Origin of the sequence: Natronomonas sp., assembly GCF_036625485.1 — an archaeon.
Taxonomy (GTDB): domain Archaea; phylum Halobacteriota; class Halobacteria; order Halobacteriales; family Haloarculaceae; genus Natronomonas.
In genome coordinates, this window is sequence record NZ_JAZKTR010000092.1 from 1 (window position 1) to 10290 (window position 10290).

Genomic DNA, 10290 nt, shown 5'->3' on the forward strand with positions numbered 1-10290 from the left:
TGCGTCGTTCGGAGCGGGTTTAAACCCAGGGAGAGCGGAGCGGAAGTGAAGCAGCAGGATGGCGGCGTGGGAGACTCGGAACGAGTGGAGTCCGCGGAACGTTCACCAATGCGTACGCGATTCACGCCCGCCGTGAACGGCGGGACTCTCTCGCTGTCAAAGGTAGCGCTTCGATAGCTCCGTTCTGATTTACCTGTTTTCAGTTCGTTACGCCGGCCGAATCACGTTTCACAGTCGAACATGTGTTGAGGCGTCGAGCGACTCCACGTCGACTCTCTCGTCCACGTGCTCGCGCGTGAGGTGATACCAAATATCGATCGAGACTCGGACGGCCCGGGCGCTTTGGGAGGGTTTTTACCCCTTCACTCGAATGTGCCGCGTATGAGCGTTGAGACAGACGACGGTCACGGCCACGAGGGCGGCCACGACCACCACCTGCCGGCGGTCGAGGATTGGCCGCAAGGGTTCGGCGAGGCCTCGTGGTGGCCCTTCATCACCGCCCTCGGTGGCGCCGGGTTCTACATCGGTGCCGCGCTGTTCGTTCTCGGACAACCCGGCAACGACGTCGTGCCCCAGTCACTCGGACCGATAGTCTTCATCCTGAGCACGTTCGCGTTCCTCACGGGACTGTACGGCTGGCTATACCACGCCTTCATCGTCGACTTCTGGTCAGGCGAGGCCGACGACTACGGCTTCCCGTTGAAACTGACGATGCTGCTGTTCCTGGGGACCGAAGTCGCCACCTTCGGTGCCGGCTTCGTCTATTACTTCTTCATCCGCGGGTCGGCCGTCTGGAACGAGGAAGCACTCCCCGAACTGGTCGTCACCGGCGACGTCCTCAGTTCGCTCGTCATCATCAACACCCTCATCCTGATCGCCAGTTCGGTCACCATCCACTACGCCCACCACGCGCTTCTGGAGGGCAACCGCAAGCGATTCGTCCGCCTGCTCGGCACCACGCTCCTGCTCGGCATCGTCTTCCTCGGCGGGCAGGTCTACGAGTACTACGAGTTCATCGTCCACGAAGGCTTTACGCTCACCGAGGGGGCCTACGGTTCGGCCTTCTACGGACTGACCGGCCTCCACGGCCTCCACGTCGGCCTCGGAGCGGTCCTCATCAGCATCGTCTTCATCCGCGCGCTCTTCGGCCACTACTCCGCCGAAAAGCACGTCTCGGTCAGCACGGTCTCGATGTACTGGCACTTCGTGGACATCGTCTGGGTCTTCCTCGTCGTCGTCCTCTACGCCGGGGCTATCCTCTAACACCGACGTAGCGTCGAGACGGTCGTCGGACTTTTTCTGCAATGCGCTTCCGAACAGATGTGGCCATCCCTGCCGGACGGTCAGCCACGTTTCGCAAGGTACTCCCAACCCCGCTTCCAAATTCCGATAATGAGCCGTCGTCGTCGCCTCGCGCTCGTTTCAGTCGGCGTCCTGCTCGGCCTCGTCGGGTCGGCCGCCGCCCATGGCGCCGGCCTCGCGAGCGCCCCCGACCGCGGGTCGGACATCCCGACGTGGCTCTTCCTGTTGACCGGCGGTGGCGTCATCGGCGCCTCGTTCCTGCTCGCCTCGTTCGTCACCGACCGGTCGTTCATGCGACAACTCCACCGCTCCCGAGGCAGGTGGTCGCCGTCCGCCGAAACGGCGATTCGCCGACTCGGCGGTGCCGCCGGCGTAGTTGGTCTCGCGTTCGTCCTCGTGGTCGGCTTCGTCGGCCCGCGGGAGGCGCTGTACAACGCCGCCGTCCTCGTCGTCTGGGCTGGCTGGTGGTCCGGCTACGCGATGACGACCTATCTGGTCGGCAATAGCTGGCCGCTGATCAACCCGTGGCGCGCACTCGCCGGGATACTGCCATCGCTGGATCGCCCCTATCCCGAACGGTTCGGCGCATGGCCGGGCGTCGTCGGCCTGCTGGCGCTCGTCTGGTTGGAGGTCGTCAGCCCCGTCGCCGACCAGCCGCGGTTCCTGGCGAGCGTCGTCGTCGGTTACACCGTCCTGACCCTCGCGGGCGCGATGGTCTTCGGTCCCGGAACGTGGTTCGAGACCGTCGACCCGATCGCCCGGGTGTTCCGGTATTTCGGCCGGGTCGCACCGCTCCACTACGACGGGGGCCTCCGCCTTCGGCTCCCGGGGGCGGGCCTCGACGAGATACGCCTCGCTTCGGACCGAAGCGAGGTCGGGTTCGTCGTCGCCATCCTCTGGGTGACGACCTACGACGGCCTCGTCGCCACGCCGCCGTGGCGCCGCTTCGCCGTCACGGTCGTCGAGGCCGGCGTTCCGGCACATCTGCTGTATCCGGTCTCGCTTCTGGTAGGTTACGGCGTCTTCCTCGGCGTCTTCCGGGTCGCCACCACCTACAGCAAGCGACATGCCCGGACGTATCGCCCCGTCGACGAACTCGCACGGCGCTTTGCACCACCGCTTTTGGCCATCGCCGCCGGCTACCACCTCGCGCACTTCCTCGGCTACTTCGTCGAGTTGTCACCGGCGCTGTTCGGCGCGCTGGCGGCACCCCTTGCGCCACCGGACCCGGTTGCGGTCGTGCTACCGTCGTGGTTCACGGGAGTAGAGATCGGTTTCGTGATTCTCGGCCATCTGCTGGCCATCTGGGCGGCTCACGCCGCCGCCTACGACGTCTTCCCCGGCAAACTGCAGGCAATCCGAAGCCAGTATGCGATCACGCTGGCGATGGTCGGGTATACGATGCTCAGCCTCTGGATCGTCACCCAACCCTATGCGACACCACCCTACGTCTCCTGAAATGTCCGAGGACAGCTACACACCGCCGCCGGACGCGCCCGAAGAGCCGGCCACCTGCGCCTACTGTGGCGAGCGGTTCGTCGACGACGAGTTGCTCGCGCTCCACCACGGACTGGCCCACGAAGAGGAACTGAGCGAGGCCGAAACCGACGCCTACCGGGCGGCTCGGGAGGCCGAACGCGACGAGATGCGACTGTTCCGCCTCAAGGCGCTGGCCGCGCTCGTCGCCATCTACTTCGGGTTCATTTTCGTCTACGCGTTCGTCGTCTGAGACGAACGGTTGTCGTCCGAACGAAGCCGGCCCTGGAGGCCGGAACCGACGGCCATTTTAGGCGGTAGTCCAACGAATACGCATGGAAGCGGAACCGGAACCAGGGGTATCCGAGCGCTACGAGAAGGCGAGCGCGTGGCCGCTCGTCGTCGTGTCCGGGCTCGTCCTCAGCGAAATCGGGATCCTGTTTAACCTCTATCCCGTATCGGTCGCCGGCCTCATCATGTTCGTCGGCAGCGTCGCGGGAATCGTCCACGAAGCGGGCTACGTGGCCCGGCCGTGGCGGCTCCTCTCGGGACTCGGAGTCGCCCTCGCGGTCGTCGGCATGCTCCTCGTCTCGACACAGGTCGACGGCGGCGTTTCGGCGTATATCTCACAGGCAGCGGTCACGAACCAGGTCAGCCAGCGCGGATTCACCATCGCCGCGACGGGGGCCGTCGTCGCCATCGCCGGGGCCGTCCTGCCGCGCGTCCTGAATCAGTAATCTCTTAGTATGTCTATCCGAACCCACGAACAATGAGTGAGCGAACCTTCGACCGGGATACGCTGCTTGACCTGTCGGTCAACGTCATCCCGCTCGCGATCCTCCTGTTCTTCGTGGTGCTGTACGCGGCCATCGCACCGTTCCCCGCGAACCCGGTGGTCCTTGCAGTCCAGGTGTCCGTCATCACGATAACCGGCGTGGCGCTGGCGCTTTTGACCTACTACTCCGGGAAAGCCATCAGCAGCGCCGAAGACGAAGCGGACGACATGATTCCCGCCGGCTACTCCGAAGCCGACGCCGAAGTCGCCGGCATGCCCGGCCACGAAGACGAGTAACGCGCTGAAACCCGAGGTTCTGCCGTCTGAAACGTCCGACCAGTTTCACCGAATTCCGAGGCGAGATTTTCCGGCAGGGCGGCCGTATAACGCAACCTTTCTTAACCCGTAGTCCTACACCTCGCCTAGATACACATGGCTGCAGAACAGCTTGCGCTAACGGTTCTCATGGGGGTGCTTCTCATCGCGGTCTTCGCGCTGGTCGCCCGCATCGAGAACTGGCGCACGTACACTCCGCTGGCGAGCGGCGAGGCCGCGAGCGCAGCGGGCCACGGCCACAAGCCACCGGGCATCGCACGCTGGTTAACGACGGTCGACCACAAGGACATCGGCATACTGTACGGCACCTACGGCGTCATCGCGTTCCTGTGGGGCGGCGTCGCCGTCCTGTTGATGCGCATCGAGTTGTTCACGCAGAGTTCGACCCTCATCGAGCCCGCGTTCTACAACGCGCTTCTGACGAGTCACGGCATCACGATGCTGTTCCTCTTCGGGACGCCCATCATCGCCGCCTTCTCGAACTACTTCGTCCCGCTGCTTATCGGCGCCGACGACATGGCGTTCCCGCGTATCAACGCCATCGCCTTCTGGCTGCTTCCGCCGGGCGCGCTGCTCATCTGGGCCGGCTTCTTCACGATGCCGCTGGATATCGGCATCGGCCCCGCCGAGACCTCGTGGACGATGTACGCCCCGCTGTCGGTCGAACAGCCGAACCCCGGCGTCGACCTGATGCTTCTCGGCCTGCATCTGACCGGCGTCTCGGCGACGATGGGCGCGATCAACTTCATCGCGACCATCTTCACCGAGCGCGGCGACGACGTGACGTGGGCCAACCTCGACATCTTCAGTTGGACCATCCTCACCCAGTCCGGCATCATCATCTTCGCGTTCCCGCTGCTCGGCAGCGCGCTCATCATGCTGCTGCTCGACCGGAACTTCGGGACGACGTTCTTCGCCGTCGAAGGCGGTGGACCCATCCTCTGGCAACACCTCTTCTGGTTCTTCGGCCATCCGGAGGTGTACATCCTCGTGTTGCCGATGATGGGACTGGTCTCGTGGATCCTGCCGAAGTTCGCCGGCCGGAAGCTCTTCGGCTTCAAGTTCGTCGTCTACTCGACGCTCGCGATCGGTGTGCTCTCCTTCGGCGTCTGGGCCCACCACATGTTCGGCAGCGGGATGGACCCCCGCATCCGGGCCTCGTTCATGGCGACGTCGCTTGCTATCGCGATACCGTCCGCAGTTAAGACGTTCAACTGGATTACGACCCTCTGGAACGGGAACGTCCGCCTGACAGCGCCGATGCTGTTCAGTCTCGGGTTCATCTCGAACTTCGTCATCGGCGGCATCACCGGCGTCTTCCTCGCGGCGATTCCGGTCAACCTCATCCTCCACGAGACGTACTACGTCGTCGGTCACTTCCACTACGTCGTCATGGGGATGATCGCCTTCGCCGGCTTCGGTGCCGTCTACTACTGGTTCCCCATCGTCACCGGGAAGATGTACCAGCGCACCCTCGCGAAGTGGCACTTCTGGCTGTCGATGATCGGCGTCAACATCACCTTCTTCGCCATGCTCATCGCCGGCTACCTCGAGATGCCGCGCCGCTATGCGACCTACGAGTTCAACCCCGCGCTGGCGCCGCTGGCCGAGATCACCCTGCTGCACCGCGCGATGACCGTCGGCGCGTTCCTCATCGCCATCGGGACGGTCATCTGGCTGTGGAACATCGCCCAGTCGTGGCTCGAAGGCCCCGAGGTCACCGACCCCGACCCGTGGGACACCAAGCAGTACGGCCTCCACGGCCGTGAGTTCGCGTGGTTCGAGGACCGGCTCGCCGAGGACGGCCTGCTAGCGACCACCGACGGTGGCGACGACGAAGTCGCGACCGACGGCGGGACGGAAGAAGACGGCCACCTCGACGACTGACTGACGAGACGTTTTTCTTGGATTTCTGACGCTTCTCCCGAAGTCCCGAAGTTTGACAACCGAGGCCGGTGAAGACCAACCGGAATGGCCGAGCCTATCGTCGATCCCCTTCTTCTCCGTATCTTCATCGCGTTCGGCCTCGGTGCCCTCATCGGCCTCGAACGGGAGCAAGCCGAGTCGGGCGGCTCTTTCGCGGGCAGTCGGACGTTCCCGCTCTTTGCCCTCATCGGCGCGGTCTCCCAGGCGTTCTTTCCGGGGCTGTTACCGACGGTGATACTCGCTCTCGTCGTCCCACTGACGGTCGCCTACGTCGCGAAGGTCCTGACCGAACACGACATCGGACTCACGACGCTGACGGCGGCCATCCTCACCGTCCTGCTGGGAGCGTTGACGGTTCATTCCGAGCGCGGAGCCGTTTTCGCCATCGTCATCGGTGGCGTCGTTACCGTCCTCCTTTCGGCAAAACCCACGATTCACGGGGTCGTCGACCGCGTAGACAAAAGCGAGCGTCGTGCCACGCTCAAGTTCGTCCTCGTCGTGTTCGTCGTCCTGCCGCTGTTGCCGAACCGCGAACTCGACATCGTCTACGGGCTTAACCCACGGTTCATCTGGTTCATGGTAGTGTTCGTCACCGGGCTCAGCTTCGTCGCGTACATACTGAGTCGCGTTATCGGGGCCAGACATGGAATCGCCCTGACGGGCATCCTCGGCGGGTTCGTCTCCTCGACGGCGACGACGGTCTCGATGGCCGAACGGACGAGCGAGGCACCCGACATCTATCGAATCAGTGCGTTTTCGGTCGTCGTCGCGTCGGTCGTCATGTTCCCGCGGGCACTCGTCGAGGTCGCCGTCGTCAATCCGGCACTGCTTCCCGAGGTCGTCGTGCCGCTCGGGGCGATGACAGTCGTCGGTTTAGTTCTGGCGGGCATCGGCTACTGGCGTTCGACCCTCGAACCGACGATCGAAGCCGACCTCGAGAACCCGTTTCGACTCCAGCCGGCGCTGTTTTTCGGGCTGGTCTTCGCCGCCGTCTTGGTGGCATCGCAGTTCGCCAATTCGAGGTTCGGCGACGCAGGGATCTACGCGACGGCGTTCTTCTCGGGACTCGCGGACGTCGATGCGATCACGCTTACGCTGAGTAGACTCGCCGCGGACGGTGAGATATCCCCGGCAGTCGCGACGACGGGCATCGTCATCGGCGCTATCGCGAACACGCTCACGAAGGTCGGACTCGTGTGGGTGCTCGGGACACGCCGACTCGGCGAACGGGTATCAGTAGCACTCGGCATCGTCGCGGTCGTGGGAATCGTCGTCGTGTTGCTCTGAGGACCCACTCGAAACGACGGCCGAGGAAGCTATATCGACGTCAACACCAGAATCAGCCCGGTCGCCGCCATGAGTAGCGCGACTCCGACGAGGACGAAAAGCAGGTACTCCTTTTCGGCGAACTCCCGACGCTCTTGGACCATACTGGTCGTTAGGAACACCGCGTCAAAAGGGTTTCAGAACGACTCCGATTCCGAAGGCTCATCGGCCCGCCCAACGTACCAGCGACCGTGACGGAAACCGACACCGAAGGCCTCGGTGGCCACCGTATCATCGTATTCCTCTATGTCGTCGTCGTGAGCATCGCCGGCTTCATGGGCGCCGTCCTCGGGAGCATCGGGCTTCGAGACCTCGAAGCGGTTTCGTTTCTCGGGCTCGTCACCTTCCAGCCGACGCCGCTGGGGCTGGCGGCGTTCGGCATGATGGCTATCGGGACCATCCTCGGAATCCTGCTCTTGCTCGTCGTCGGCGTCTCGCGTCGCTACGTCGATGAGGACGCTCGATAAACGAAAACGATTACCCCGACCACCTCGGACACCGTGGATATGTTCCACGTCGCGATGGCGGTCTCGGCGGACGACGAGGGGCTAGCGGCGAAGGTCGAGACCGTCGCCGACCTCCCGGGGGCGACCGAGGCCGTCCGCGTGACGCTCGTCCACGTCCACGCGGGAGACGACGATAAAATAACAGATCGACCAGCAGTCAGCGAGGCGCTGGAACGCTGTTCCGAGGCCGGCCTGCAGGCAGAGGCCTACGGCGTCGTCGCCGAGAACGCCCCCAACGGACTGGTCGACGCCATCGAAACCCTCGATCCCGACCTCGTCTGTCTGGGAGGCCGGCACCGTTCGCCGGCCGGCAAGCGGCAACTCAAACCCGGCGCACAGGAGGTCATCCTTCAGGCCGGGCCGCCGGTCGTCATCGCCGGCGAACTCGACCACCGAACCGCTCGAACCTGACACGGACGGTCGTCGTCCGTTACCGGTCACCGCCAGTGCGGTCGGTGATGACCGGACATCGGTACGGAGGACCGCGTGAACCGACTATCCCTGCCCGACCATCCGGTCTTCGTCTTCCCACTCTTCCTGCCGGAGTTCGTACTTCTGGACCTTGCCCGTCGCCGTCGTGGGCAGTTCCTCGACGAACTCGATGCGGCGGACCGTCTTGTAGGACGCCAGTTCCTGCCGGGTGAACGCGATCAGTTCGTCCTCGGTGATACCCGGATTATCGGGATCGCCGCTGGTCGGGACGACGAAGGCTTTCGGCGTCTCGCCCCACTCCTCGCTGGGCGACGGGATGACCGCCACGTCGTCGACGGCCTCGTGTTCGAAGAGGGTATCCTCCAGTTCGATGGAGGAGATGTTCTCGCCGCCCGAGATGATGATGTCCTTCTTGCGGTCCTGGATCGAGATCATCCCGTTCTCGTCGATGGTCGCGAGGTCGCCCATGTGGTAGTAGCCCTCGATGCGGTCGTTGAAGGCCTCCTCGGTGGCTTCGGGCTTTTCCCAGTAGCCCTCCATCACCTGATTGCCGCGGACGACGATCTCGCCGATCTCGGTGCCGTCGTTGGCCACGTCGTTGCCGTCCTCGTCGACGACCCGCACCTCGGTGCCGAGGTAGCCGAGACCCTGCTTCTTCTTGACCGCGAAGCGGTCGGCGCTATCGGCCTCGAAGTGGCGGCGCGCGTCGGAGGTGGTGATGAGCGGCCCCGTCTCGGTCGCGCCGTAGACGTGTTTGAGATACCAGCCGAACTCGTCTTCGACCGTCCGGATGGTCGCCTCCGGCGGCGCGCTGCCGGCGGTTGCGACCCGGACATCGGAGTCGCCAGCCGTCTCGGGGTCCCGTTCCTCGTAGTAGCTGATGAGCTGGTTGAGGACGGTCGGTGCCGCACAGAAGTACGACACGTCCTCGGTGACGATGGCGTCGAAGATCTCCTCGGTATCGACGCCACGGGTACAGACGTGTTTCGCGCCGAGGCCGGTGATGGCGTAGATGTGCCCCCAGCCGTTGACGTGGAACATCGGCAGCGTCCACAGGTACGTGTCGTCGTCGGAGATCTCCTGATGGACGGAGACGAGGTAGGCGTGGAGGCTCTCGGTCCGATGGGTCCGCATGACGCCCTTCGGGTCGCCCGTCGTCCCCGAGGTGTAGTTGATCGTGATGAGGTCGTCCTCCTCCATCTCCGGCCGGTCGTAGTCGCCGTCGTTGTCCAGCCAGTCCTCGAAGTCCTCCCAGTCGCCGTCGACGGCTTCGGGATCGTTGGTCACGAACAGCTCGGTCGGGACCTCCTCGCGAATCGCTTCGATCTTGTCGGCGTACTCGTAGTCGGCGTAGACGACCGACACGCCGGCGTTTTCGAGGATGTACTCGAAGTCGTTGGGCGTCAGCCGGTAGTTCAACGGCGTGTGGACCGCGCCGGCCTGCATCGTCCCGTAGGCGGCCTCCAGATGGAAGTGCGTGTTCGGGTCCAGCACGGCCACTCGGTCGCCCTTTTCGATGCCGCGGTCCTGCAGGGCGGCCGAAAACCGGTCGGCACGGTCACCCAGCTCCGCGTAACTGTACCGCTCCCCCGTCGTCGCCACGACCGCTTCCTCGTCGGCGTAGTGGCGCCGAGCGCGATCGAGGAAGTCGGTCACGAGCAATGGCTTGTGCATGCGTGACAACATACAGAAGGAAACGCGTTAACTGTTTTGTGACGCCGCCATTCACGTCATCGAAAAGATAGGTTCGAAGCCCGGATACCAGCCGCCTGCACCGGGTAAGACGGCCCTACTACCGGGTCTACGTCGACCGATACGAACTGTCGTCTTTCACCGGCCGTGCGGGTTGGCGATGACCGGTACGTCGTTCCGACGGCCCGTATCAGGCGAGTCCGATCTTCTCCTGATAGGCGCCGTGGTGGTCCTCGAAGACCGCCATGATCTCGCCCATCGTCGCGTAGGCTTTCACTGCATCGATGATGGCGGGCATGACGTTCTCGTCAGCCTCGATGGCCTCGGAGATGTCCTCGAGGGCGGCTTCGACTTCGGCGTCGTCGCGTTCGTCCTTGACCTCCTCGAGGCGGTTCAACTGCCGGTCCCGCGTCTCGGGGTCGACCTGCAGAATATCGGGGTCCGTCTCCTCGTCGATCTGATACTCGTTGACGCCGACGACGACCTCCTCGCCCGCGTCGACGCGCTTCTGGTACTGGT

Annotated in this window: 11 protein-coding genes; 9 read left to right on the forward strand and 2 right to left on the reverse strand. The window is 64.1% G+C overall.

Annotation, left to right across the window (positions count from 1 at the left end):
• Positions 1-381: 381 nt before the first annotated feature.
• The 9 genes from V5A53_RS09780 to V5A53_RS09820 all read left to right on the forward strand — a co-directional run bounded on the left by V5A53_RS09780 (position 382) and on the right by V5A53_RS09820 (position 8058).
• Positions 382-1263, forward strand: coding sequence for a cytochrome c oxidase subunit 3 (locus tag V5A53_RS09780; RefSeq protein ID WP_332313419.1), 882 nt, complete (start codon positions 382-384; stop codon positions 1261-1263).
• Between the two features lie 129 nt (positions 1264-1392).
• Positions 1393-2760 (forward strand): hypothetical protein, encoded by a 1368-nt coding sequence (locus V5A53_RS09785; RefSeq protein ID WP_332313420.1) that lies wholly within the window; start codon positions 1393-1395, stop codon positions 2758-2760.
• A 1-nt stretch (position 2761) separates the two neighbouring features.
• Positions 2762-3031, forward strand: a complete 270-nt coding sequence (locus tag V5A53_RS09790) for a C2H2-type zinc finger protein (RefSeq protein ID WP_332313421.1) — start codon at positions 2762-2764, stop codon at positions 3029-3031.
• Positions 3032-3113: 82 nt separating this feature from the next.
• Positions 3114-3515: a DUF7541 family protein gene (locus tag V5A53_RS09795; RefSeq protein WP_332313422.1), complete on the forward strand. Its 402-nt coding sequence runs from the start codon at positions 3114-3116 to the stop codon at positions 3513-3515.
• 32 nt (positions 3516-3547) lie between these two features.
• Positions 3548-3850, forward strand: a complete 303-nt coding sequence (locus V5A53_RS09800) for a DUF6684 family protein (protein WP_332313423.1) — start codon at positions 3548-3550, stop codon at positions 3848-3850.
• A 135-nt stretch (positions 3851-3985) separates the two neighbouring features.
• A complete protein-coding gene (locus V5A53_RS09805; protein WP_332313424.1) occupies positions 3986-5776 on the forward strand; it encodes a cytochrome c oxidase subunit I in 1791 nt (596 codons plus the stop codon).
• A gap of 84 nt (positions 5777-5860) precedes the next feature.
• Positions 5861-7102, forward strand: coding sequence for an MgtC/SapB family protein (locus V5A53_RS09810; protein WP_332313425.1), 1242 nt, complete (start codon positions 5861-5863; stop codon positions 7100-7102).
• A 230-nt stretch (positions 7103-7332) separates the two neighbouring features.
• Positions 7333-7608, forward strand: a complete 276-nt coding sequence (locus tag V5A53_RS09815; RefSeq protein WP_332313426.1) for a DUF7520 family protein — start codon at positions 7333-7335, stop codon at positions 7606-7608.
• 39 nt (positions 7609-7647) lie between these two features.
• Positions 7648-8058 (forward strand): universal stress protein, encoded by a 411-nt coding sequence (locus tag V5A53_RS09820; protein ID WP_332313427.1) that lies wholly within the window; start codon positions 7648-7650, stop codon positions 8056-8058.
• Positions 8059-8142: 84 nt separating this feature from the next.
• Here V5A53_RS09820 and V5A53_RS09825 read toward each other — a convergent pair whose 3' ends face one another.
• Positions 8143-9753 (reverse strand): long-chain-fatty-acid--CoA ligase, encoded by a 1611-nt coding sequence (locus V5A53_RS09825; protein ID WP_332313428.1) that lies wholly within the window; start codon positions 9751-9753, stop codon positions 8143-8145.
• A 208-nt stretch (positions 9754-9961) separates the two neighbouring features.
• A partial coding sequence (locus V5A53_RS09830; RefSeq protein WP_332313429.1) for a methylmalonyl-CoA mutase family protein occupies positions 9962-10290 on the reverse strand: 329 nt, incomplete at its 5' end.

Bases quoted from the DNA above. Each gene is read 5' to 3' on its own strand.
- V5A53_RS09780 (WP_332313419.1), top strand. From the start codon at position 382: ATGAGCGTTGAGACAGACGACGGTCACGGCCACGAGGGCGGCCACGAC.
- V5A53_RS09785 (WP_332313420.1), top strand. From the start codon at position 1,393: ATGAGCCGTCGTCGTCGCCTCGCGCTCGTTTCAGTCGGCGTCCTGCTC.
- V5A53_RS09790 (WP_332313421.1), top strand. From the start codon at position 2,762: ATGTCCGAGGACAGCTACACACCGCCGCCGGACGCGCCCGAAGAGCCG.
- V5A53_RS09795 (WP_332313422.1), top strand. From the start codon at position 3,114: ATGGAAGCGGAACCGGAACCAGGGGTATCCGAGCGCTACGAGAAGGCG.
- V5A53_RS09800 (WP_332313423.1), top strand. From the start codon at position 3,548: ATGAGTGAGCGAACCTTCGACCGGGATACGCTGCTTGACCTGTCGGTC.
- V5A53_RS09805 (WP_332313424.1), top strand. From the start codon at position 3,986: ATGGCTGCAGAACAGCTTGCGCTAACGGTTCTCATGGGGGTGCTTCTC.
- V5A53_RS09810 (WP_332313425.1), top strand. From the start codon at position 5,861: ATGGCCGAGCCTATCGTCGATCCCCTTCTTCTCCGTATCTTCATCGCG.
- V5A53_RS09820 (WP_332313427.1), top strand. From the start codon at position 7,648: ATGTTCCACGTCGCGATGGCGGTCTCGGCGGACGACGAGGGGCTAGCG.
- V5A53_RS09825 (WP_332313428.1), bottom strand. From the start codon at position 9,753: ATGCACAAGCCATTGCTCGTGACCGACTTCCTCGATCGCGCTCGGCGC.